The organism is Actinomadura montaniterrae (assembly GCF_008923365.1).
In the GTDB taxonomy this organism is placed as follows: domain Bacteria; phylum Actinomycetota; class Actinomycetes; order Streptosporangiales; family Streptosporangiaceae; genus Spirillospora; species Spirillospora montaniterrae.
In genome coordinates this window covers 123,764-145,689 of record NZ_WBMR01000003.1, presented here as the reverse complement: position 1 = coordinate 145,689, position 21,926 = coordinate 123,764, and the positions used below count along the sequence as shown (strand labels likewise).

25 protein-coding genes and 1 pseudogene are annotated in these 21,926 nt (G+C 67.7%); 6 read left to right on the top strand and 20 right to left on the bottom strand.

The genetic code is table 11. The annotated features are described in order from the left end of the window. Positions 1–120 precede the first annotated feature (120 nt). The 6 genes from F9B16_RS02815 to F9B16_RS02795 all read right to left on the bottom strand — a co-directional run bounded on the left by F9B16_RS02815 (position 121) and on the right by F9B16_RS02795 (position 4,842). Complete coding sequence (locus F9B16_RS02815; RefSeq protein ID WP_151538209.1) at positions 121–1,155, bottom strand: DUF58 domain-containing protein; 1,035 nt, start codon at positions 1,153–1,155, stop codon at positions 121–123. Positions 1,156–1,257: 102 nt separating this feature from the next. Beyond that, on the bottom strand, positions 1,258–1,479 hold the full coding sequence (locus tag F9B16_RS52380; protein WP_264159679.1) for a hypothetical protein: 222 nt from the start codon (positions 1,477–1,479) through the stop codon (positions 1,258–1,260). Positions 1,480–1,527: 48 nt separating this feature from the next. Further along, the gene (locus tag F9B16_RS52375; RefSeq protein ID WP_264159678.1) at positions 1,528–1,986 is read right to left on the bottom strand and encodes an AAA family ATPase; all 459 of its coding nucleotides are present in this window, start codon (positions 1,984–1,986) and stop codon (positions 1,528–1,530) included. Between the two features lie 262 nt (positions 1,987–2,248). Further along, on the bottom strand, positions 2,249–3,784 hold the full coding sequence (locus F9B16_RS02805) for an NHL repeat-containing protein (protein ID WP_151538208.1): 1,536 nt from the start codon (positions 3,782–3,784) through the stop codon (positions 2,249–2,251). Continuing rightward, positions 3,709–4,029 carry a hypothetical protein gene (locus F9B16_RS02800; RefSeq protein WP_151538207.1) on the bottom strand — a complete coding sequence of 107 codons (321 nt, stop codon included), beginning with the start codon at positions 4,027–4,029 and terminating at the stop codon, positions 3,709–3,711. Before F9B16_RS02800 ends, F9B16_RS02805 begins: the two co-directional genes overlap by 76 nt. A gap of 201 nt (positions 4,030–4,230) precedes the next feature. Beyond that, on the bottom strand, positions 4,231–4,842 hold the full coding sequence (locus F9B16_RS02795; protein ID WP_151538206.1) for a TetR/AcrR family transcriptional regulator: 612 nt from the start codon (positions 4,840–4,842) through the stop codon (positions 4,231–4,233). 145 nt (positions 4,843–4,987) lie between these two features. Between F9B16_RS02795 and F9B16_RS50655 the strand changes: the two genes are divergently transcribed. The 3 genes from F9B16_RS50655 (at position 4,988) to F9B16_RS02785 (ending at position 7,925) form a co-directional block, all read left to right on the top strand. Continuing rightward, positions 4,988–5,143: a hypothetical protein gene (locus F9B16_RS50655; RefSeq protein WP_192808593.1), complete on the top strand. Its 156-nt coding sequence runs from the start codon at positions 4,988–4,990 to the stop codon at positions 5,141–5,143. Between the two features lie 251 nt (positions 5,144–5,394). Further along, entirely contained in the window at positions 5,395–7,197 is a 1,803-nt protein-coding gene (locus F9B16_RS02790) for a serine hydrolase domain-containing protein (RefSeq protein ID WP_192808592.1), read from the top strand. Positions 7,198–7,418: 221 nt separating this feature from the next. Further along, positions 7,419–7,925, top strand: coding sequence for an SRPBCC family protein (locus F9B16_RS02785; protein WP_151538204.1), 507 nt, complete (start codon positions 7,419–7,421; stop codon positions 7,923–7,925). Between the two features lie 160 nt (positions 7,926–8,085). On the opposite strand, the gene F9B16_RS53510 is transcribed toward F9B16_RS02785, so the two are convergent. The 3 genes from F9B16_RS53510 to F9B16_RS02775 form a co-directional block, all read right to left on the bottom strand. Further along, positions 8,086–8,214 carry a hypothetical protein gene (locus F9B16_RS53510; RefSeq protein WP_264159677.1) on the bottom strand — a complete coding sequence of 43 codons (129 nt, stop codon included), beginning with the start codon at positions 8,212–8,214 and terminating at the stop codon, positions 8,086–8,088. 798 nt (positions 8,215–9,012) lie between these two features. Continuing rightward, positions 9,013–9,216, bottom strand: coding sequence for a hypothetical protein (locus tag F9B16_RS02780; RefSeq protein ID WP_151538203.1), 204 nt, complete (start codon positions 9,214–9,216; stop codon positions 9,013–9,015). Between the two features lie 113 nt (positions 9,217–9,329). After that, complete coding sequence (locus tag F9B16_RS02775; RefSeq protein ID WP_151538202.1) at positions 9,330–10,265, bottom strand: hypothetical protein; 936 nt, start codon at positions 10,263–10,265, stop codon at positions 9,330–9,332. A gap of 299 nt (positions 10,266–10,564) precedes the next feature. Here F9B16_RS02775 and F9B16_RS02770 point away from each other — a divergent pair, with 299 nt between their 5' ends. Continuing rightward, positions 10,565–11,935 carry an MFS transporter gene (locus tag F9B16_RS02770; RefSeq protein WP_151538201.1) on the top strand — a complete coding sequence of 457 codons (1,371 nt, stop codon included), beginning with the start codon at positions 10,565–10,567 and terminating at the stop codon, positions 11,933–11,935. A 163-nt stretch (positions 11,936–12,098) separates the two neighbouring features. Here F9B16_RS02770 and F9B16_RS02765 read toward each other — a convergent pair whose 3' ends face one another. From F9B16_RS02765 to F9B16_RS02730, 8 genes are all read right to left on the bottom strand, one after another. Further along, entirely contained in the window at positions 12,099–12,395 is a 297-nt protein-coding gene (locus F9B16_RS02765; RefSeq protein WP_151538200.1) for a hypothetical protein, read from the bottom strand. Positions 12,396–12,545: 150 nt separating this feature from the next. Next, positions 12,546–13,142: a GTP-binding protein gene (locus F9B16_RS02760; RefSeq protein WP_151538199.1), complete on the bottom strand. Its 597-nt coding sequence runs from the start codon at positions 13,140–13,142 to the stop codon at positions 12,546–12,548. After that, positions 13,123–13,395 carry a DUF742 domain-containing protein gene (locus F9B16_RS02755; RefSeq protein WP_264159676.1) on the bottom strand — a complete coding sequence of 91 codons (273 nt, stop codon included), beginning with the start codon at positions 13,393–13,395 and terminating at the stop codon, positions 13,123–13,125. Before F9B16_RS02755 ends, F9B16_RS02760 begins: the two co-directional genes overlap by 20 nt. Before the next feature lie 94 nt (positions 13,396–13,489). Continuing rightward, positions 13,490–13,921 (bottom strand): roadblock/LC7 domain-containing protein, encoded by a 432-nt coding sequence (locus F9B16_RS02750; RefSeq protein WP_151538198.1) that lies wholly within the window; start codon positions 13,919–13,921, stop codon positions 13,490–13,492. A 105-nt stretch (positions 13,922–14,026) separates the two neighbouring features. Then, positions 14,027–15,412 (bottom strand): sensor histidine kinase, encoded by a 1,386-nt coding sequence (locus tag F9B16_RS02745; protein ID WP_192808591.1) that lies wholly within the window; start codon positions 15,410–15,412, stop codon positions 14,027–14,029. A gap of 560 nt (positions 15,413–15,972) precedes the next feature. Continuing rightward, on the bottom strand, positions 15,973–16,218 hold the full coding sequence (locus F9B16_RS02740) for a hypothetical protein (protein WP_151538196.1): 246 nt from the start codon (positions 16,216–16,218) through the stop codon (positions 15,973–15,975). A gap of 201 nt (positions 16,219–16,419) precedes the next feature. Then, positions 16,420–16,641 carry a sigma factor-like helix-turn-helix DNA-binding protein gene (locus tag F9B16_RS50650; RefSeq protein ID WP_192808590.1) on the bottom strand — a complete coding sequence of 74 codons (222 nt, stop codon included), beginning with the start codon at positions 16,639–16,641 and terminating at the stop codon, positions 16,420–16,422. Positions 16,642–16,955: 314 nt separating this feature from the next. Beyond that, positions 16,956–17,312 (bottom strand): hypothetical protein, encoded by a 357-nt coding sequence (locus F9B16_RS02730; protein WP_151538194.1) that lies wholly within the window; start codon positions 17,310–17,312, stop codon positions 16,956–16,958. A gap of 861 nt (positions 17,313–18,173) precedes the next feature. Here F9B16_RS02730 and F9B16_RS02725 point away from each other — a divergent pair. Further along, positions 18,174–18,653, top strand: a complete 480-nt coding sequence (locus F9B16_RS02725) for a hypothetical protein (protein ID WP_151538193.1) — start codon at positions 18,174–18,176, stop codon at positions 18,651–18,653. Here F9B16_RS02725 and F9B16_RS54030 read toward each other — a convergent pair. Beyond that, positions 18,632–18,928, bottom strand: a complete 297-nt coding sequence (locus tag F9B16_RS54030; RefSeq protein WP_225991287.1) for a winged helix-turn-helix domain-containing protein — start codon at positions 18,926–18,928, stop codon at positions 18,632–18,634. The genes F9B16_RS02725 and F9B16_RS54030 overlap by 22 nt on opposite strands. After that, entirely contained in the window at positions 18,925–19,320 is a 396-nt protein-coding gene (locus F9B16_RS02715) for a response regulator transcription factor (protein WP_192808589.1), read from the bottom strand. Before F9B16_RS02715 ends, F9B16_RS54030 begins: the two co-directional genes overlap by 4 nt. Before the next feature lie 168 nt (positions 19,321–19,488). On the opposite strand from F9B16_RS02715, the pseudogene F9B16_RS02710 reads away from it, so the two are divergent. Then, positions 19,489–19,752: pseudogene (locus F9B16_RS02710) on the top strand (response regulator); the annotation flags it as partial. Positions 19,753–19,759: 7 nt separating this feature from the next. Here F9B16_RS02710 and F9B16_RS02705 read toward each other — a convergent pair. Next, positions 19,760–21,727 (bottom strand): PAS domain-containing sensor histidine kinase, encoded by a 1,968-nt coding sequence (locus F9B16_RS02705; RefSeq protein WP_192808588.1) that lies wholly within the window; start codon positions 21,725–21,727, stop codon positions 19,760–19,762. Between the last annotated feature and the right edge of the window lie 199 nt (positions 21,728–21,926).

Genomic DNA, 21,926 nt, shown 5'->3' with positions numbered 1-21,926 from the left:
CCGTACTGACCAGCACGGCAGTGACCGGCGCCGACCGTTCGTAGCCGGCGGCCAGCAACGGCGCCGGCGCCGCCGCGGCCACCGCCACAGCGGCGGAGGCGAGGACGGCGCGTCCCCGATTCACGTGGTCCACCAACAGGTCTGGTTCCAGCCGGTGGCGAAGGCCGCCGGGGTGTGGGCCTGCAGGATCCGCCCCCCGGCGGTCGATGCGGGGGGATGATCGGTTTCGCGGAAGTGGCCGATCAGGGCGACCAGCGACAGGACGCGCCGCGCGGCCAGAGCGTCCAGCGCCGCCGCGGTGTCCGCCGGCGTAGCTCGGGCGGACAACAGGACGACCACGCGCCCGGTCGGGGCTGAACGGAGCAGAGCGCACGCGGCCTGGAAGTCCGCGCCGGGCCGCGCCGCCGCCTCGGCGAGGAGGTCCAGATGCGCGGTGACCCCGGCGGATGAGGGCGAATACCCGCCACTGGCCAGCCGCAGTTCGACCGGGAGCCCGCGGGCGGACAACACGATCGAGGCCGCCGCCTCCGCGAGGTCGTCCAGCTCCGCCTGGCCATGGCGGTCGTCGACGAGCACGGTGACGCCGGGCCGGGGAGAGACGGCGTGCTCGCGCACCATCAGCCGCCCGCGGCGGGCCGTAGTGCGCCAGTGGATCTGACGGACGTCGTCGCCGGGTGTGTGCTCGCGCAACCCCGCGAAGGCGCCTTCGATCGACCGGGTCACGGCCGATGAGGCGTCCCGGCCGCCGGCGCCGGCAGCGGTGAGGACGGCCAGCTCATGGTGGCGGGGATGCACGAGCACCCGCACGGTCTGGTCGTCGAGCAGCCGGATGGCGCGTGCGAGCCCCAGCGGGTCGGTGCGGACCAGGCTGAGCGGGCCCACTTCCAGCACGCCCCGCTGCCGCGCGGACAGTTCGTAACGGAGTTGGGCCCGGACTCTCCCCAACGGAATGTCGTACGTGCCGGCGGGCGAGGTCACACGTTCGGCGGCCGTCACGCCACCCGCGTCCGCGACGTCCGTCTCGATGATGACGGTGACGGACTCGCCGACGTGTACGCGCGTGTTCGTGATGCGGCGGTGTACCCGGGCAGCGCGCGGCGGCCGGGCAAGGATCACGGCCAGCGCGACGGTGGGGAAGGCGAGCGCGCCCAGCACGCCTGGTGCCAGGTAGCCGAGGCCGCCACCGGCCAGGACGGCACCGGACGAGAGGATCCCCCAGCCGCGGGGGGTGGGCCGAGGCATGCGACCCGCCATCCGCTAGGGCCGGTTCCCGTGCGGCCCCGGTACCGGAACCTCGGCCAGGACCTCGGCCAATAGCGCTGTGTTCTCCTCTGCGGTGGAGGCGCGAGAGAACGGCGCCAGCCGGTGACCCCACACGGGCCCGGCGAGGTCCTTGATGTCGTCGGGGGTGACGTACACGCGACCGTCGGCCAGCGCGTACATGCGCGCTGCCCGGCACAGCGCGATCGACGCGCGCATCGACACTCCGGCGCGCAGCCTCGGGTGGCGACGCGTCCGCTGGGCCAGCTAGAGCACGTACTGGTACACCGGATCGGCGAAAATGATCCGGTCGGCGGCGGCGGCCAAGCGCGACATCTCCGCTCCGTCGAGCACGCAGGCCAGGTCCTCGGGGGCGGCCATGGACGCTCCGCGCATCAGCGACAGCTCCGCTTCCTCACCGGGGTAGCCCAGTGAGAGCCGCATCAGGAAACGGTCGAGCTGAGCTTCCGGGAGCGGGAACGTGCCCTCCAGATCGGCCGGATTCTGCGTCGCCACCACCAGGAACGGGTCCGGCACGGGATGCGCTTTCCCGTCCACCGTGACCCGCCCCTCCTGCATCACCTCCAGCAGCGCCGACTGGGTACGGGGCGAGGTCGTGTTGATCTCGTCCACCATGACGAAGTTGGCGAAAACCGGACCGGGATGGAACTCGAACTCCTGGGTCCGCTCATCGAAGATCGTCACCCCGGTGATGTCGGAGGGCAACAGGTCCGGGGTGCACTGCACGCGGCGTGCGGTCCCCCCCGGTCACCGCCGCCAGCGCGCGGGCCACCGTGGTCTTCCCCATGCCGGGCAGATCCTCCAGGAGCACGTGCCCGCCCGTGGCGAACGCGGTGAGGAGCAGCCGCACCGTCGCCGGAGCGGGCCACGGTCCCCACGCTCTCCGCCATCCGGTCGAAGGTATCGGCCGCCCGCATGGCCTCCTCGCCGGTGACCGCGGCAGACTCGGGTGTACTGATGCTCAAGCTCATCCCTTCCAGGGGCATCTGCAGTTGCCCCACCCGGCTGATGCACTCGCGGCGGACGCGCCACCAGAGAAGCTGACGCAGATGCCGGGTGCATCCACATACACCGGCCCGGCGTAGTACTTGAAGGTGCCGCCGTCGTATGCGGGGCTGCCTCCGCTCTGCTTCTTCAGCTGAACCCAAACATTGGTGCCCTTACCGACGTTGGCGGTCTTCATCGTGACCGCGCAGTTCTTCTTGGTGCTGTTGCTGTAGAGCAGGTAGGCCCGCCCCCCATGGAATGAGACCGACCGCTGCACGTAGTAGCCACCGCCCGACCCGATGTTGCAGACCTGCTGCGGTGTGTACGGGTTGCGCGTGGGCTTGGGTTTGGGCTTCGTCGCCGGCGGGGGCGGCTTCTTCGCAGGCGCCTTGCTGCTCGGCCGTCTGCTGCTCGGCCGTCTGGTGGAGGGTCTTGGCGCGGAGGGACGTCCACCCGAAGAGCTGGCCTTGGGCGCGGTGGTTCTGGATCCAGTGGGTTCGGGCGGGGTTTCGGGCTTCGCCGGCCCCCGGTGCGAAGGAGTCGGGTCGAACGGGTTGGGGAAGATCGGATCGATGGACGGTGCCGGCACCAGCGGCGGAGCCTTCTCCCAGCCCACCGGCACGACCGGACGGTCTCCACCCTTCCCCGCCTTGCCGAGGTACTTGCCGACGATTCTGGCCCGACCGTCGGATCCGACGACGCGAGCGTCCGGGCTGCCCGGTGCGTTGATGAACAGGTTGCCCTCCCGGACCTGCAACTCCAGGTCACCGCGTCCGGCCGGGATCGACTGCACACCGGTCTGCCGTCCGGCCGGGTCGTACACGTGGACCTGCCCGGTCTCCCTCACCGGCACGTACACCTTGCCCGCGAACGGTACGGCGGGCTCCTGGACGGGATCGCGCAACGGGAAGGACAGGACCGGACCGCTCTTGCCCACGTCGCCCAGCGTGACCACCGAGCCGGCGGCGGGGACGGTGATCGCGGCCAGCGCACCATGCGTGCGCTCGGGCACCAGCGCGCCCGCCAGCGGCACCGGCGCGGTGACGCGGCGGGTGCCGCCGAGCGTCGCGACCACCAGGTCGCGCCCGCCGCGGTCGACGACCAGCGCTCCCTGGTCCAGCACGCTCAGCCCGAGATCACGGCCCGGCTCAGCGACCTCGGTGGTGAAGGTGACCGCGGCACCCCGGGCAGAGACCGTCAACGCCGCGGCCGTGCCCTGCTGGGGCACCGCCACCCACAACCGCCCGGCGTCGTCGAACTCGCCACCGGCCAGCGGGCCCGGCAACTGCAGCACCGGTCCGACCGGGCGAAGCGTGGCGGGGTCCAAAGCGCGCACCGAGCCCGAGGCGCGGTCGATCACTGCGGCGGCGGTGGCGGTCATCGCCAGGTGCGGGTCACCGCGCAGGCCGACGTCCAGCTGTCCCGACAGCCCCAGGCCGCTCAGGTCGAGGGAGGACACCCGGCCGGTGTCCAGATCCTGAATGAGTAGATGCTCGTCGTTCTGGGTGACCTGCACCCGATGGCCGCGGGCACGTCGGTCACGCCGCGGCGCTGCTCCACCTGGCCGCTGTCGGGATTGACGCGCGCCACCTCACCTGCCGTCCGGCTCCACAACCAGGCACTGCCATCGGACGCCTCGGTGGCGTGGCCGATCTGGCCGCTGCCGAGCAGTGTCGCGGCAAGAGCCAGAGTGATGAGGGCGGCCGCGCCCCAGCCGCCGATGCGCGCCCGGGCCTTCGGCGCGGGCTTTCCCGAACCCATCAGAGGCACCCTTCGTCGTCCCCACCAACCGGACTTTCTGGTACGGGGGACGACATCCGGGCCAACCTCGGCCTTTGCAGCCTCCAGTTCCCGCCGCCGATTCAGCCCGCGCCACAGGTCTCCGTACCGACAGTCCGGAATGACCTGCGATGTGCACTACCGGGCCTGTGGCGGGCGGGTCGCCGGCCCAGGGAGCATGAGTCAGCGGGGACGGACCAGAGGCAGGAAGACCTGGTCGATGATCTCGATGAGGGCCTGGTCGGAGATGGGGGCGGTGCCGCCCATCAGGTACTCGTTGCGAAGCAGGGCGATGGGGAGAGTGGCGATGCGGGGGACGAGGGCTTCCTGACGTGCCTCACCGCGGGCGACCGCTCGCGCCAGGATGGCCAGCATCACGCCCGGCTCCCCCTCGGCGAGTTCGTCGCGTATGCCGGCCAACAGTCCAGGGTCGCTGCGCGCGTCCATCATCAGCCCGCGGAGGATCTCGGTCCCTGCGGAGGAACTCATCCGGGCGGCGGTGGACCGGAGCAGCTCCAATACGTCGGAGCGGAGTTCCCCGGTGTCGGGTGGGCTTTGCGGACGGCCGACCATCTGCTTGTAGGCGGCGAAGGCGAGTGCAGTGCGGCTGGGCCAGCGCCTGTAGATCACCGTCTTGTTCGTGCCGGCGCGGGCGGCGACCCGGTCCATCGTGAAGCCGCCGTAGCCCCGCTCGGTCAACTCCTCGATGGCGGCCTGCAGGACAGCGCTGTCGATTTCCGTGGCGCGGCGCCGTGGACGCCGTGCCGGGCCGTCGGCCTTCTCCACCGGGAGCATGCCCTCCGCTCGCATCGATGCCCCTCCGATCACTTGTCATCGGTTTGCAGGGTGCTGGCGGGCACATTCTACTTGAGCAATAAAGAGACTCTTAGTACCTTATGAGGGTACTGGGAGTACTTACAAAGGAAGGCAGGAGGAGATCATGTGCATCCGGTTGGCCCTCGCTGGCATGGCGTTCATCGTCCTCGGCGTGCTCGACCTTGGCGGCCTCAGGGAGTTCGTGATCGTGGCCGGCACTGTGGCGTTGCTCGGCTCCAGTATCGGCTGGCTCATCGCCCGACGCGGCTGGACATCGTGAAGGGCGCACTCCTGCGCGCCGCCCTGTCCGGCCTGACGTCCGAAGGCGTTGCCTCAGCGGCCGGGCCGCCGCGCGCACAGAGCCTGGCAGTGCACAGGACAGGTACTCATAGTGTCCAGGCTCACGAACATGGGAGAGGGGCGGCGAAGCGGCCGAGATTCCTCGTCCGGTGGACGGCCCTGCCGCTCGCGCTCGGTATGGCCCTGGGCCCGCTCACCCCAGCGGCTGCGTCCCCGCCCTCCGCGCCGGACATGCGGGACGTCGGCTCGCTGGTCGACACCATCGTGCCGAATCAACTCGCCGAGGAGAAGATCCCCGGAGCGGCCGTCACCGTCGTCGCGGGCGGCAGGACGGTGTTCAGCAAGGGATATGGGCTCGCCGACGTCGGCCGGCGCGTGCCGGTGAGCGCCGAGCGCACCGAGTTCTTCACCGGCTCGCTGGCCAAGACCATCACCGCCAACGCGGTGCTGAAGCTGGCTGGAGAGGGGCGGATCGACCTGAACGCCGACGTCAACACCTATCTGCGCCGCTTCAAGGTCACCGGGGCTCCGGGACGCCCGGTTCGGGTCCGCGATCTCCTCACCCACACCGCGGGGTTCGAGGACGATGTGCTCGGCCGGTCCTGGGGAGACCCGGACAATGTCCCGCGGCTGGCCGATCTCGCCGAGGACCGGCCGGACCGAGTGCGCCCGCCCGGCACGCTGGTCGCCTACGACAACTACGCCTACACGCTCGCCGGATACCTCGTGGAAGTGGTCTCCGGCCAGCCGTTCGACCAGTACGTGCAGCGCGAACTCCTGGCCCCGCTGGGCATGAGCGGCACGACGTTCGCACTGCGGCGCCCGCTCGCGATCGACGCCGCGCTCGCCAAGGGCTACCGTCCCGACGGCGACGGGTTCACCGCCTACCGGCGCTACTACGGTGCCGCACCGTCCGGCGTCGGACCGGTCACCACCGCGGCGGACATGGGCCGATACATGATCGCCCAGCTGCGCCATGACCCGCTGCTCGGGAAGGACGCGGCCGTGCGTATGCAGGCCAGGCAATACGCCCAGGACCCCCGACTGCCCGGCATGGGCTACGGGCTGGAGGAATGGCCGCGCAACGGCCGCCGGCGGCTCGTCAAGGGTGGAGACGTCACCGGCTTCCATCAGATCATGGCGCTGCTGCCGGACGACGGAGTGGGCATCTACGTCGTCTACAACGGCGAGGGCACGTCGATGGGGAAGGGGACCGTCCTCGCCGAACGCCTCGTCGACCGCCTCGTCGACCGCTACTTCCCGGCACGGCGATCCGCGCCGTCCCGGCCCATCAGGGCAGACGCCTCGAAGTACGCAGGCACCTACGTGCCGAGCCGGAGACGCGGCGACCTGCTGAGCTTCAGCACGCTGTTCAATCCGGTGACCGTCGAGGCGACCGGCGACGGGACGCTGCACACCACCGGGCTGTCACCCGATCCCGACAAGCCCGAGCAGGACTGGACGCAGATCGGGGTCGGTCTGTTCGCCGAGCGCGGCGGCCAGGAACGCATCGCCTTCGACGGGCACGGCCGGTTGGCCGGCGGCCACACCGAGGAGGCATCCGCCTTCGAACGCCGTGACGGGCTCTCCTCACCGGTGCTGCATCAGGTCCTGGTGTACGCCGGGTTGACCGCCTTCCTGCTGTCGTTCGCGGGCGTCCCGATCGTCGCGCTCGTCCGGCGGCTGCGGAAACGCCGCGCCGACCATCCGTCCGCATGGTGGCTGGCCTGGCTGACCAGCGCCCTCGTGCTGGTCTTCGTGGCCGTCCTCGCCTGGCTGTTCATCCTCGACTCCAACAACGCCGGAGACGCGATCTTCCTCGGCTCGCCGCTGCTGACGGCGGGCCTGCTCGCATCCTCGTCGGCCTTCGTTCTCACGGCCGGCCTGGCCATCTGCAGCATCATCGCCTGGCTGCGCCGCTGGTGGCGCCTGCCCAGCCGCATCGCCTACACCGCCCACACCTTGTGCGCCGCCTCGTTCATGACGGTCGCGTACATCTACCACCTGGTCGGAGGCGTATTCGCCACGTCCTGACTCCGACGCGGGTGAACGCGTACCACCGGAACCGTGACGGGCCGCTGCTGATCGACCCGCATCGCACAGACAATCGAGCACCCACACGGCAAACTCTCTCCAGAAGCAGACCGGGGTGGCCGTGATGCCCTTCGCCCGGACGGTAGGCGGCACAAGACGCTCACCTACAGGGCGTTAGAGGCCTTTCGGAGCGGATTCCGCACCCAGGAGGTTGATACCTGATGCGCATACCGCGATTCCCAGAGCCCGCCGCGACGGGCACGGTCACCATCGGAGCGACGCCGGACGAGGTCTACCGCGTCATCAGCGATCCGCCGTCCATGGCCCTCCTCGCCGAGGAGACCCACAGCTCCCGCTGGCTGGACGGCGCCACGGGGCCCGCCGTCGGCGCCCGCTTCCGCGGCTACAACCGCAACGGGCCGCGTCGCTGGTCCACCACCTGCAGCATTACGGACGCCGAACCGGGCCGACGCTTCGCCTACGAGGTGGCGGCGCCGTTCAACGTCCCCATCTCGCGCTGGCAGTACGACATCGAGCCCACGGCGGACGGCTGCAGGGTCACCGAGACCAACTGGCTGCGTGTGCCGACCTGGTTCCTCCCGTTCGGCATCCTGATCACCGGCGTCGCCGACCGTGCCGACGCCAACGACACCAACATCGCCGCCACACTGCGGCGCCTCAAGGCGTATCTGGAGACGACCCCCAACCTCCACACCGACAGGCGCTAGGCATACACCGTCCGTTCGGCGGCGCCCGGGCTGGCGTGTTGAGCCGGCGGCCAGACCGACAGCCGCAGGTCGTTCGTGGCGGCGAGCCGTACGGCGTTCGGGATCCTGCCGCGCTTCACCGGGGTCGCCGTCCATGATGCATACGCCGGATATGACAGCCTCACCGGGTGTGCACGCGCTGTGTAACGCCCATGCGGTACGGGAACCGGACGCGATCGCCGAGTTCGACGCCGTCGCCCGTGATGACGGCTAAGCGGCTGAGATGATCGGCCTGCTCGGTGACGCTCACCGGCAGTCCGGCGCCTGGCAGCGCAAATGACACACCCGGCTGCCCGGCTTCGAAGCCGATGACCTGCGCGGACGCTGGGATGAGCTGGTCAATCGGGCACTTGACCGCCCATCCATCCCGGCCCGGGAGACACAGCCGGGCCCGCAACCTCGCTCTGCGGCTACGGGACCGCCGCGAGGAGTTCTTGCGTTTCACCGCGATTTCACCGTCGCCTTCTCCAACAACACCGCCGAGCACGCCGTCCGCATGTCGGGATCAAGACCAAAACAGCCGGCAGGTTCCGCACCCTGCACGGAGCCGTTACGTTCCTGGCCATCCACGGCAACATCTCCACTGTCTGCAAGAACGGACTTGGGGTCGCTCGCGCGCTATGAGAAGCGCTGCACGGCAACTCCCGGATCCGCCCATTCAAGCGACCTGCATAGTCACCTGCCAGCGTGTAACGTCGGATGACACGAACCATTAGGGAAATCTCCATGTGCGACTTATCGAGGAAGGGGAGCTCGGTCAGCGTCATAGTCAATATCAACGTTTCCAAAGATGTATATCACAAAAGCTGCAGGGCCACGGTTACTGCAGGGTCCGGCAGTTTATGACGCATCGGGCCAGTAAAGGCGGGAAATGTAAACTGAGTGAGCAGACCTACACCTTTCGTATCTTCGAGAGCGATGGACGGAGTCTAAAGAAAGCCACCACTGCCAGATTCTTAAACGACCATTGATCCGACCTGCCGCGATGGTCCGCGCTAGCCGGAGCCGCGTCCCAGGCAGTGGCGCAGGCCCGCCGGGTCCCCAGGGATCAGCGGTCATCTGCAGAGGTGACCGTATGCGTAATGGTCAGCCGGTCGGCCTGCTCACCGGCAAGCTCCCGTAACTCTTCCTCCAAATGCAGCGCGCAGCGCGCTGCCCCCGCCTCTGTGAGATGCCTGTGCCTGCACTCGCGCTTGTAAGTCTTCATCTCGTCCGAGACTACGGTGACGGCGATGGCGGTTGCGGTGTACACGACGCTCTCCTAGCCGGATTGCCCGTCCGATGTCCATATGAGACTGTCCTGGACATCGGCGCTCTGACAGCACGAGATAGGTTGGTGTAGCGAGTGGGTTCAGCTGCCTCTCCTTACCGGCGCTCGGGCTGCCAGGTCATCTGGGGGATACCGACCCTGGCGGGTCGCGGGCGGCTCTGCACTGGGCCGCCGAACGAGTATTCGACCCTGTGCATGGTCCATTCGCCGTCGCCGCTCGCCTGAGTCTCCGAGTACACGGGCAGCCGAGTCTGAGGATCGATATAGCGTACGATGCGCAAGGCGTCCACTTCCTTGCCGATGAGGTTATACGGGTGGGTATCGGCCTTGAGTTCGGTGTACTTGAAGGCATCCAAGTACATACCTGCGCCGATAGGGTCCCCACTTCCGACGACTTGAGGCGTCACCTGGATCTCAAGGCGCACATACTGTTTGCCGGCCCGCTCCACCACGCTTTTCCCGCGGGTGTTGATCAAGCCTTTACAATCGGCGAGGTGTCCGACGAAGATATCGGCCTGCTCGGGAGTCAACCCGCCAACACCGAGTCCGTCGTTGAGCCATGTCTGATCAGTAACGGACGGGCACTGGTCACTCTCCTGAGTCCAGCGGCCCACACTTGACCAGAACCAATCCTGGTATCTGCCCTGGCACCAGTTCGCCCATGCGACGCTGGCCTTGCCGTTCTCCACCGTGACCTCTGACTTCTCCAGGCGCACGTCCTTGGTCCGGTAGTCGACCCCCGAGATCACCGCCTCCCGGCTGCCGCCGGGATAGGCCTGCCGCTCCAGGTAGTATTCCTGCACCAGGTTGATGGACGGCTGCAGCGCCTGCCGGCGCAGCGAGTCCAGATAGAGCCCACGCGCATCGGTGGTCGCGATGGCAGGTGCCCCATTCGCATCCACCCTGGCCGACGGCGAGTTACCAGCCGGCCGCGAGCCTCCTTCCTGATCGCCCGCCTTTCCGTGGATCACACCGCAACCGCAGATTACTATCAGCAGAGTTGCCACCAGACCGTGTTGAAAAATACGCATCGGCACACCTCACCGTTCCGGTCGAGACACCGGCCACCGGTTTGACCAGCCCGGATTACCGTCCGTCGGCCTCCCACGGCCGCAATCATCCCGGGCGCCGGATGTCGCCGCTTGCGATGTCGCTCACCCGGCGGACGGTCCTAGATGGCCCTTGGTGCAAACCAAGACAGCGCAGATTGGAGGCAGTCATGCGTGACAGCGGCTGGGGCTGACGAGCCGATCAGAAGACCGATCCTTCATGAAGCGGTGGCAGGCCGGGTTCGGCTGAGCTCGCACCCCTGAGAGGGTCGCCTCCGCGGATGGGGCGCGCGGATGCCGGGGTTCCGCGCATCCGCGCGCTCACGGATGGGTGTGAGAAGTACTCCGAAGAAGCTGAGCTCATCAAGGCGTGGGGAACCGTGTCAGCGGATCGGACGGCCACGTTCGCCGACCTCTTCCGAGTCGGCGAATACCGGGCGCTATTGATCGCCAACCTGATCTCCAATCTGGGGGACCAACTCGCCCGGGTGAGTCTCGCCCTCCTGGTCTTCGACAGCAGCGGTTCATCATTCCTCACCGCGCTGACCTACGCGCTGACCCTGCTCCCAGCGATGGTGGGCGGGCCGCTGCTGGGCGGGCTGGCCGACCGGTACCCACGTCGCGACCTGCTCATCGCGTCCAATCTGATCCGAACCATCCTTGCCGCGGCGATGGCACTGCCCATGTTGCCCTTGGCCGCGGTGTACGCACTGGTGTTCGCGTTGACGCTCCTGGACGCGCCGGAACGGGCCGCACGCACCGCCCTGGTCCGGGACCTGCTGTCCGGGGATCTCTACACGCTCGGAGTGGCGACCAATCAACTCATGTACCAAGTGACTCTGCTGGCGGGGTTCGGTGCCGGCGCCATGGTCGTGACCTCGATCGGCCCATATTCAGCCCTGGCGGTCAACGCCACGACATTCGCCTGCTGTGCGCTGCTTCTTCGGACATGTCTTCGACAGCGTCCCGCTCTTCCCACAGCAGGGCAAAGAAGCTGGCGAGTTGAACTCGCCGCGACATTCCGGCTGATAGCCGGTTCGCCGCAACTGCGCGCGATCCTCGCCCTCGCTCTGCTCGCGGGATACTTCGTGGTCCCCGTGGGCCTCGCCGTTCCGTACGCCGCTCAGATTCACCTGCCGACGCGGCTAGTGGGCCTGCTGCTAGCCGCCATCCCGGCCGGAAACGTGGTCGGCATGGTCGTGATCGGCCGATTGCTGCGGCAACGGACGCGGGTCACGGCTATGGGACCGCTGGCGTCACTGGCCGGGCTCCCACTCACCGCCTGCGTCCTGCACCCGGGGGCCGCTGGATCCCTGACCTTGTTCGGTCTCACCGGCGTGGCCGCGGCCTATCAGGTGATCGCGCAGGCGGAGTTCGTTCGTGCCGTGCCCGCCCACCGGCGCGGTCAGGCTCTCGGCCTGGCAGCCCCGGCGATCACCGCCGTCCAGGGTGCGGGGGTTCTGCTCGGCGGCCTGCTCGCCGACCACATCGGCCCCGCCGCCACGATCGCGCTCACGGGTACCGCGGGCCTGGTCACCGGGATTCCGCTGGCCATCGTCTGGCACAGGGTCCGTACGAGCGCACCGACCGTGCCCGAGCCCGACCGCGACGCGGACACCCCGACCGCGCGTGATCCGGCACGAGGGCCGTGAGCATCCCTCGGCCGCCGAGGACATTGCCAAAGAGCGCAACAGGGCTCACCTGCGCTCGCCTCACCTTGACCCGGTGACGGCCGGGCTCGGAGCCTTCCCCGCCGGCCTGTAATCCCAGCCGGCGGGGAAGGCTTACTGCGGTGGCGGCGCCGCGAGAGTGCTCTCAGCGGGCATCGCCGCTCACGACTCCGGCCGATCCGGCACGAGTCCGGATCCGGCGCCCGGGCGCGCCCGGCGCTCGATCTTGCGGATGAGTTCGGCGGCCCGTGACTTCATGTACGCGATCCCGCCCGCTCCCCAACTCACGAGTTTTAGTGTCGATGACGGCGACGGTCCCGAGCGCCACCGTCCCATCGATCAGCGGAGCCCCCAGATAGGAGCGGACCCCGATCGCATCGACCACTGGATTGCCGGCGAAGATGTGGTAGTCGCTCACCTCGTCCAGCGCCAGCGCGTGCATGGCGCGCGGTCGCGAAGATGCAGAAACCACTGTCGCAGGACATCACCCGGAAGGGGTCGTTCTCCGGTTCACGCACCTTTCCTCGGAGGATGGATAGATTCCTGCGAAGAACTGCCGCTCCGGACTGATGATGTTAACGCACTCCTCATTTCATTTTTCTTGGATTTGGACTCGGTGTGGGGCCAGTGCATCCAAAAGGTATTTGATCAGAGAACGCAGGACGAAAATCGTGGAGCGGGACTCTCTGGCATCGCACAGCATGATCGGGGCGTCCGGATCGAGCCCGAGAGCAGCGCGCACTTCTGCGGCTTCGTAGTGGAACGCTTCTTCGAATTGGTTCACGGTGACCAGGAAAGGTATACCTCCGCGTTCGAAGAAGTCCACTGCGGCGAAGCATTCCTCGAGATAGCGGGTATCGGCCAGGATCACCGCGCCGAGCGCCCCGGCGGCGAGTTCCTTCCACATGAACCAGTAACGTTCCTTCCCGGGCATTCCGAACAGATACAGCACGATGTCGTGCTGGACGATGGTGATGCGGCCGAAGTCCATGGCGACGGTGGTGGTCGACTTGCCCTGCACCCGGCTCATGTCGTCGGCGTCGACGCTGGCCGTGGTCACGATCTCTTCCGTGTTCAACGGCTCGATTTCGCTCGCCGAACCAACGAAGGTCGTCTTTCCAACGCCGAAGCCGCCCGCGATCAGGACCTTGACCTGTATGGAGGAGACTTCAGATTCGCTGTAGACCATCGAGAAGTCTCTCCAGAAGAGCTCTGTCGTGCGCGGGGGCACGAGGATTTGGTGCCTGAGGGGCGATGGTGCCGCAGTCGACCAGGTCGGCGAGAAGGACTCTTATCACCACCAGGGGAAGACGCATGCGCGCCGCCACCTCGGCGACTGAGATCGGCCTGCGGCACAGTTCCATTACCTGAACGTGCTCCAACTCCAGAGTCGAGCCGGCGCGGCCGGTACTGACCGGCAACGTGAGCAGAACCAACTCCACCTTCGGGCGGGTCCGCCCCCGTTCACGGTGTATGCGCGTACCAGCGGACCGGCCGCGTCGTCGACCCAGACCCCGTTCTCGCGGCCAGCCACGATCACCGCATCCGGTCGTCGGCCGCGGCGGGCGCCGGCCGGGGGGCGGTGTCCAGGAAGGGGCGGACGGCTTTGATCAGGCGGGCCATCTCGAATCCGATGACGGCCGGGTCGGCGCTCCCTTCCGCCAGCACCGCGAGGACCGAGTTGAACCCGGCCCACGAAATGGAAAGCTGACTTGAGTGGAGTTCGGCCACGACCTGCCGGACATCGGTCCCGTTGTCGAATCTCGTGCTGGCGCTACGTGATATGGAGAACAGGCCGGAGGTGAGCGCCGCGAGATATTCTAAACTGGTGCGGTCTAGGCCGTGACGGGCCTTTACCATTCCGTCGGAGGAAAGTAGGACGCTACCACCGATCGCCGGAACCTCTTGAGCCAGCCCCTTGAGGAGCCAGGCCAGGTCCGCCGGCTGGTTCGAAGTGGTGCCGGCCATTCGCCGCTCCTTACGGCTTCATGGTGGTCGAGGGGTCGATGCCATTCGGCCTATTCGCAGGACGTGGTCGCTCGGCATCACGCATCCCCTGACGAAAAGCGGCCATCAGACCGTGATTGAGCTGGACGCCCGCGGCGCTGTCCGGCGGCAGGGGAGCCTCTGTTGGTTCAGGGGCGAAGTTGGTCTGGGCAGCCGCTTCGGCAGTTCCGTTCGGCCACGACTCGGACGGCGCTGCACGGTAGGTATCGTCGCCATTCGGCGAACTCGGTACCAGGCTCGGAGGGGTCCCGTACTGAGTTGGAGATAGAGGCGCCGGGGGCATGCCTGGCGAGGGGGCCGCGCGGAGCCGGGGAACTCGGCCGGCGGCGCCGGATGAGCACCGATACCCGGCACTTCCGAACCGATCAGCTCGTGCGGAATCACCATGACCGCCTGCGTCCTACCGTAGATGTTCGCCTGCAGCCTGACGGCGATTTTGTGTCGGCGTGAAAGTGCGGCCACCACAAGGAGGCCGATGCGCCCCTCCTCCAGCAAACGGTCGTCGCCGAGTTGTTCCGCGTCGTACAGGAGGTCGTTCAGCCGGTGCTGAGCTTCGACCGGTGATCCGAGGCCGCGATCTTCAATTTCGACTGCGAGTCCGGCGGTCACCGTCTCTACCCGGACGAACATCTCCGTGTGCGGCGGAGCGAACTTCGTGGCGTTCTCGATGAGTTCGGCCAGAAGATGGACGACGTCGGAGACCGCGCCCCCGTCGAGGGTGCCTTCGACGGCGGGAACCACTTTGACCCGGGCGTACTGCTCGACTTCGGCGATGGCCGAGCGAAGCACCTCGTGAACCGAGACCGGCCTGCTCCACTGGCGGCGTGGGGCGGCTCTGCCGACGACGGCGAGGCTTTCGGCCTGGCGGCGCACCCGGGCCGTGAGGTGATCGATTCGGAAGAGTTCCTTGAGGAGATCCGGGTCCTCGACCTGGTTCTCCAGCTCGTCGAGGCTCTCGAGCGCCCGATGCAGCAATGTCTGCATCCGCAGGAAGAGATTGACGAACACCTCTACCGTGCGCTCGAGGCCGTTCGAAGGCTGCTGCCGGGTCGCCAACTCGACTAGTACGTTCCATGCCTCGTTGTGAGCCTGCTGCAACTCCCATCCGAGCCGCGCGGCCAGGTCCTCGATCTCGGCCGGGTGAGAATCGACGGCACGAAGCGACGGGATCTCGCCGGCCGCGATCCGATTGCTGAGGTCCCGTAGTTCCTCTCTGCCATGGAGCATCAGGCTGGCCAATGCGTCAAGTCGCGAGTGGGCTCCCTCGCCTCTCTGGGCCGGCGCGGTGGGCATCGGCCACGCCCGGCGGGCTGTCGCCTCTGCCGCGAGGGCCGCGCCGAAAACAACCCCTGCCGCTGCTACAGCGATGACGACGAGCGCCCATCGAACCTTCGGCGGCAACGGCTCGGTCCTGATCAGAATCATCACCGCGACCAGTCCCAGACCCGCCATCAGGGCCGAGCGGACGACCGTCGCGCACAACTGGACGACACGATCGTCGGCAGGTCGCCTTCGTCGCCGACGGGAAGGGCGGGTCGGCGCCGTTGTGCCTCGGCGTGCAGGGACCGTGGTGTGCGGCGAAGGCTCAGGCATCGGCGTCCTTGATTCGGCTGATAAAGCTATAGGGGCCACCGTCTTGAGTTACGTGGAAGGCGCACGGACATATCCATAGCTGTGGAAGTCGCGGGAGGCGCGGTTCCCGCGTTGCGGGGACCAGTGGGTGCGGCCGAACACCGGTGGCGTCGGATGGTAGGGCCTGTGACGCATCCTTCCCGGCCCCGCCCGCCGCATATAGTCGCCCTGGCGGATCAGATGCAGGCGGCCCTTCGCGACAAGGACGGTGATCGTTTCGCTCGTATCGTCCGTGCGCTTTACCTGCACGCCCCTGCCGCAGCCAAGATGATCCTGTGGGAAGGGCTGCGGCGGGCGACCGGCTCCGAGCCCCGGCCGAAGCCTCCGGGACGGTGACCCGGAGGGGCGCTGACCGGCGGAAACGACAGCGTGTTCGCCCGCTATTGGTCGAGGTCGATTTCGGCCCACGTCCACGAGCCGTCGCCCATCGAGTGATGGCCGAACGCGGTGTTGGGCAGGTCGAGGTCGGCGAAGTCCGCCGAGCCGGCCCGCTGGGCGTGCCGTGCCGGGGCTTTGTCGAAGATCTCGATACGGACGTATCGCCCGTCCTGGCGGTGGATGAGCCGGATCGCGACCTCCAGTTCTTCCGCCCGGCCCGCGGCCCCGCATGCCGCACACCGCCTCATCCACCAGTTCGCTGACGGCGACCTCCGCGGCCACGGTGACGCGGAAGTTCTTCACCGCCCACCCCGCGAGAGCCGCGCTCAGGAGGCCCTCGGCGGCGCGTACGAGCCCCACGGTGGGCTGGTGGAACAGGACGTAGCAAGCCTTCTCGTCCGCCAGCGAGATTGTTGTCGTGCCCGGACTCCTGGTCATAGCGCATTCCCTCAGACGGCGTCGGCGATGGGCTCGTTGAGCTTGGCCAGAGCCTTCTGCTGTATTCGGCGAACTCCCTCACGAGACAGCCCGAGCTGTTCACCGATGACGCGCAGCGGCTGTTCCTCCTCCCTATCCAGCCCGAATCGGCGGGTCAGCACGTACAGTTCGCGTGTGTTGAGGTTCGGCAGCCCGTGATTGATAAGTGCACGCAGGTGGAACCGAAGTTGCACCTGGTGCTCGATACTCGAGGACGGATCGGGGAGACGGTCCTCCCAGGGGATCGTGTCCTCACCCTGCCCGCCGATCGGCGCCTGGAGGCTCTCCAGGCGAGGCGCATCCAGGGCTCGGTGACCTGGGCCTCGGTGACACCCGCTCGCCTGGCGATCTCGGCGTGATCGCAGACCGCGTCGGCTCCGTGGTCCTCCAGGAAGGCGCGCTCGGCAGCGAGGATGGCCGGGCGCTTCTCGAAGTCGCTGAGGTTGAGATTGTGATGATCGGCGTCCCGGACGGCCCGCAGCACCTCGCGCTGGATCGGTTTGAACGCTCAACTGGCGAACGAGGCCCGTGCGGGATCGTAGGACGCGATGGCCCAGAGCAACCCGACCTTGCCGGCGCTCTGAAAATCCTCACTGTGCTGACTGGACCTGAAGGTGAACATGGCGACATACCGCCGCACGAGACCGTAGTTGGCGGCCGTGATCTCGGACGTCAGATCGTCCAGTTCGCGCTCGTCCTGCCGCAATGCCGCCTCGGACACCTCGTCGATCTCGCCGGCTTCGGCCTTGGCCCGCAGCTCGGCGATGCGATCCGAGAGCTCTTTCCGGCGGGCGAAGAGTTCGTCGTTCCGACTGTGGAGCTGGGTGGCGGGACGTCCGTCACTGGTCGGCTGCGCGATGTCCATCTCACTCTCCCTGGCTTGTTCTCCACGGAAGCTGCGAGGTGACGATCTCCAATAACGGTCGGTGCGGAAAAGAGGTTGTTGACAGGCCGATGACGGTGGCAGACGGCGGAAAACGTTCGGGATTCTCGGGCGATAGGGCGAGGGAGTAGCCGTATATCCAGGTGAGAGGCCATCGCTAAGATCCACGGGCGCGGCCGGACCAGGGCCGCTGTCGTATTCCGTTGACACGTTATTAATCGCTAGCAGGCGGCACGTTGATGCGCCGGTGGTCCCCGCGGTGCGGTTGTAGTGTGCAAATTAGCCGAACAACACGGCCTTGAGCGAAAACAGCTTGCCGATCCGTGCGCGCACGGACTTTAGAGGGCATGGCGGAGGTTAAGCGTTCTGGTGGGAACGGGCGGCGACACCGCAAACCCGCGAGAAGGAGAGCAAACGGAGATCCAACGGATGATCCCGGCGGTTCAGGGCCGCGTTCACCGCCCGCCGGGGGCATCGGCGTCGCGACGGGCCACCACCGGCATGAGCCGGGGGCCTGACATAGCTCGGTCCGGATCGGCCCTCTACCGCCGGGTGCTGAGGTAAAACGGTGCAATGGGTTTCGTGTTGGTCCAGGCGCAGGCGGGAACGCCGCCTGGTAGTGTGGAGGAGCTGACAGGGTGCGGGCGATGCTGCCCTGGATCGGAATTCACTGGTCGTTGCAGGCCAGGTACTGACCTGGCAGACGACGTCCACGAGCGGCTCTCTTACCGCCGTCCCGCTGAATGAGACCGCCGCGATGGTCTTCAGCCGGGTCGGCGGGACGGGCTCGGGCAGTGGCACGAGCGGTTCGCGCGAGGACTCGGTCACTGCATGGCGGGGGAGATGACCATCGCCTCCGTCACCGCCGGACTCCTGGACGAAGCGGCCGGGATGACCGAGGATTCCGAGATGCTCGGTTGCGTCGTCGACGGGTTGGCATGGCTGCTCACGGAGGTGGAAGAGGCGCAGATGATGGAAGTGCCCGCCGCCCGGATCGTCGCCGACACCCTCAGCACCCACGCCGCTCTCGTGGGCGCACTCACCGATGAGCAGGTCTCCGAGCGGCGGCAGGGGGACTTCACCATCCATACCGTGCGTTCGACGTCCGCCGGTCTGCGGCGTCCCGCTCTCGAACGCGCTCGAGCGCGGGATGGCCTGCCCTGGCCCACGCGGGTGGAGAACGGGTTAGGCAGTGACCTCGGGCTGGCCCGCTGGTGCACGGCCATGCAGGCTCACGGCCACCAGATGTGGTCGCGGCTGGAAGACGAGGCGACCCTCGTCACCGACCTGTGGCTGCGGAATCATCCGGCCTCGCGGGGATGAGGTATCTGTAGCCCCGTCTGGGGCACGATGAGGCCATCGCCCAGCTTGCGGCGCAACCTCGAGATGTGCTCGGCCAGTGTCCGGGAGACGCCTCGGCTTGTTCCCCACACGTGCAGCATGAGCTCCTCTTTGGAGACCGCCGGCCGCGGTTCGTCGCCAAGAACTCCAGGACGGCGTACTCCATGGGGGCGAGGCGCACCAGATCTCCGTCCCTGAACACCTGGCGTGCGGCGAAATCGATCATCACGGGCGGGAGCTCCAGCAGGTCTCCTCACGGGCTTTCGGCCCGCTGGAAGGCGCCCCCCTCGGCGCGCCGCAGCACGGCTTCGATCCTCGCGAGCAACACTTCGGGCTCGAACGGCTTGGCGACATAGTCGTCCCCGCCGAGCCGCAGCCCGAGAGCCTGGTCGTGCACCTCGCTACGGGCCGTCAGAAGGATCACGGGTATGTCGTTCCCCTCCTCGCGGAGTTGGAGGACGAGGGAGAGACCGTTGACATCCGGGAGGTTGACGTCCAGCAGGGCGATGTCGACATCCCCACGGCGCAGCACCTGGCGCGCCAGCTCTCCGTTGGGCACCGACTCCACCAGGTGGTTGTGCCTTCGCAGAAGGCTCCGTACCACCTTCACAAGCCGTGGATCGTCATCCACCACCAGTACCCGAGCCACGACCACATGTTTTCTGCGCACCCACAGTGATCGAAAGCCGAGTGGCAGAACGCGGGCGACTCGGCTGGCTCCGTCCACCTCGGCTGGCGGCTTTGAGGACTCCCGGGTTGGTCAGTTGCCCCACGCCGTCCTGGAGCGCGACGGGCATGAGCCGTCGTCGCCGAGAACGGCACGAACGGATGGCGCGAACTCACCGGAGCCACCCCGCCGCAGATGTTGATCCTGGACCGCATGCTTCCCGACATGGACGGCGCGGACCTGCTGGCCCGGCTCCGCGGTGACGCCCGGACCGCGGCACTGCCCGTGCTCATGCTGACGGCGACCGCCAGCACCTCTCGCGACTTCGACGACGGGACGCTGACCCGCGTTCTCGGCAAGCCTTTCGATCTCGTGGACCTGCGTGAGGTCCTTTCCGAACTCGCCGGCAACTGAACAACGATCACAGTCGGGTTCGGCCGTCCTCCGGATGGTCTCCTCCGCGGCTTCCGTCCCCGGCCGTGAGCGGAAGCCGCAGGTCCACCTGAAGGCCGCCCGACGGCGCGTCGGCCAGCCGGATCTCTCCGCCCATGACGGCCATCATCACCTCGGCGATGTGCAGGCCCATACCCGACCCGGGCAGGTCCTGGGTGGCGGCCGATCGATAGTAGGGCTTGAGGACCAGCCGGCGTTCGTCCTCGGGGATCCCGGGTCCTTCGTCCGCGATGGAGATCACACCGTGGTCGCCTTCGCTGTGCACGGTCACGGTGATCTTGCCGTCTGGAGCATACTTCTCCGCGTTGCCGAGCACCAGGAGCAGGCACTGGCGAAGCCGGACGGGATCGCCGTGCACGATCATTTTCGCCGGCGTGACGGTGGTCGTGCGGGCCGCCACCGACGGAAGGATCTGCAGCGTCCTCCGTAGCAGGGACGGCAGATCGACGGGCCCCCTCGCCGCGGCCGGTCGGGCGGAGGGGTCCTCACCGAGTACCAGGACGAGATCCGCGATGACGTGATGCATGATCTCGACGGCGTCGGTGATGGCCGTCAGTGAGGCCGCCTCGGCCTCGTCGCTGACGACGGTGCCCAGCAGTTGGGCATGGCCGCTGATGCTGGTGAGCGGACCGTGCAGCTCGTGGTGGACCGATGCCAGGAGAAGATGCCGCATGTACTCCAGTTGACGGATCGCGGTCTTGTCCACGAACACTGCGGTGCGGAGTCCGGACGCGCGCACATCGTCCGGGGTCGATGAGGAGATCTCGACCCAGAGCGAACGGCCGGTCGGCATGGTCAGCCGGGCGCTGCCGTTCACTCCGTCCACGAGGTCCAGCATCGAGCCGCCCTCGTCGGTCAGTGTGAACAGCTCCTCGGGCCGCCGCTGCACGGCGTCGGCGGTGGGCGTGCCGGTCAGCCCGGCCATCGCGGCGTTCCAGACCATCACACGGCCGGACGGCTCAAGGGCGAGGATGGCGACGTCGGAGTGATCGATGGCCGCACTGAGCCTGGAACGCTCGCTCTCGAGATCGTGGGCGGCCCAGACGTTGGCCCAGAAGGCGCCCAAGGCGCGGCCGGTGCTTGTCATCGCCCCGCCCAGGACGCCAGCGACCATCCAGCGTGCCAGATACGGGCCGGTCCGCCTCGTCCAGCCCAGCAGCAGGTATCCAGCGTCCCGTCCGTCGGGAGCAGAGAGCGGAACGTACACGGCAGCGCGCCAGCCGGGCGGAAGGGCCTCATGTTTGAGGATCTGGGGCCGTTCCGGCCGGGAGGGCCGCGTGAACCCGAGGTCATCGTCCGGCCTGCGTTGGACGCTGCCGTGGGCGGATGCCTCGACCAGCACGGTCCCGGACGGAAGAGTCGTGTGCATCCACAGCACGTCCGAGCCCAGGATTCGCCGAAGGTCGTCCACGAAGGGGACCAGATCCGCGACGGTGGTCCGCTGCACGGCGATCAGGTTGGGAAGCCTGAGCAGTTGCTGCGCGGTGCTGAGCGCGCTCTCGCGGGTCAGTAGGACACGGGTGTCCAGGTAGTGCGCGCTTCCGGGGATCAGGGCCAGCAGTCCCCATATCAGATGTCCGCTCTGCAGTGCCTCAAGCACCAGAACGGCGAACGCGACGGCGAAGCCGGCTCTGGCGAGCCCCTCGCCGATCAACGCCGCCCGCACTGAGCGGCTGATGATGGCGTCGATCGCCATGGCGGCGACGGCGAGAACGCCGATCTGTGTGGTGGTCGGATCCACGGACGGAAGACCCGCGGAACTCACCATGATGTCGGCGATCAAGAGCGCGAGCATCGTATCGATGGCATCGAGAACGGACCGCCGCGGCGCTCTGCGGAGGACCAGTGCCTTACCCAGCAGCACCGTCCCCGCTCCGACCAGTACCACGACGGTGCCCTCGGCCAGGCAGAAGCCCAGTGGCGCCGCGAAGGCCACGATCGAAGTCGTCGTCGAAGGGGGGCGTATGAACCAGGTCCTGACCTGGGTCGCGGGCTGGGAGCGTCTCATGGAGCCCTCTGTGGGATGAAGCATGACGGGCACGTGTGCGGAGCCTGCAGCTATCTTCCTTCTTCTTGTCGTCTCCCGCATCCGCAGCCGGTCGTTCACCTGCCGTTCGTTGCGCGACGCCGGTTGA

Bases quoted from the DNA above. Each gene is read 5' to 3' on its own strand.
- F9B16_RS02760 (WP_151538199.1), bottom strand. From the start codon at position 13,142: ATGGTCTACAGCGAATCTGAAGTCTCCTCCATACAGGTCAAGGTCCTG.
- F9B16_RS02800 (WP_151538207.1), bottom strand. From the start codon at position 4,029: ATGGGTTCGGGAAAGCCCGCGCCGAAGGCCCGGGCGCGCATCGGCGGC.
- F9B16_RS02765 (WP_151538200.1), bottom strand. From the start codon at position 12,395: ATGCACGCGCTGGCGCTGGACGAGGTGAGCGACTACCACATCTTCGCC.
- F9B16_RS02740 (WP_151538196.1), bottom strand. From the start codon at position 16,218: ATGAGGCGGTGTGCGGCATGCGGGGCCGCGGGCCGGGCGGAAGAACTG.
- F9B16_RS02730 (WP_151538194.1), bottom strand. From the start codon at position 17,312: ATGGACATCGCGCAGCCGACCAGTGACGGACGTCCCGCCACCCAGCTC.
- F9B16_RS02750 (WP_151538198.1), bottom strand. From the start codon at position 13,921: ATGGCCGGCACCACTTCGAACCAGCCGGCGGACCTGGCCTGGCTCCTC.
- F9B16_RS02775 (WP_151538202.1), bottom strand. From the start codon at position 10,265: ATGCGTATTTTTCAACACGGTCTGGTGGCAACTCTGCTGATAGTAATC.
- F9B16_RS52380 (WP_264159679.1), bottom strand. From the start codon at position 1,479: ATGCGCGCGTCGATCGCGCTGTGCCGGGCAGCGCGCATGTACGCGCTG.
- F9B16_RS02795 (WP_151538206.1), bottom strand. From the start codon at position 4,842: ATGCTCCCGGTGGAGAAGGCCGACGGCCCGGCACGGCGTCCACGGCGC.
- F9B16_RS50655 (WP_192808593.1), top strand. From the start codon at position 4,988: ATGTGCATCCGGTTGGCCCTCGCTGGCATGGCGTTCATCGTCCTCGGC.
- F9B16_RS02725 (WP_151538193.1), top strand. From the start codon at position 18,174: ATGACCATCGCCTCCGTCACCGCCGGACTCCTGGACGAAGCGGCCGGG.
- F9B16_RS02770 (WP_151538201.1), top strand. From the start codon at position 10,565: ATGGGGCGCGCGGATGCCGGGGTTCCGCGCATCCGCGCGCTCACGGAT.
- F9B16_RS02745 (WP_192808591.1), bottom strand. From the start codon at position 15,412: ATGGCGGGTCTGGGACTGGTCGCGGTGATGATTCTGATCAGGACCGAG.
- F9B16_RS02785 (WP_151538204.1), top strand. From the start codon at position 7,419: ATGCGCATACCGCGATTCCCAGAGCCCGCCGCGACGGGCACGGTCACC.
- F9B16_RS02790 (WP_192808592.1), top strand. From the start codon at position 5,395: ATGCGGGACGTCGGCTCGCTGGTCGACACCATCGTGCCGAATCAACTC.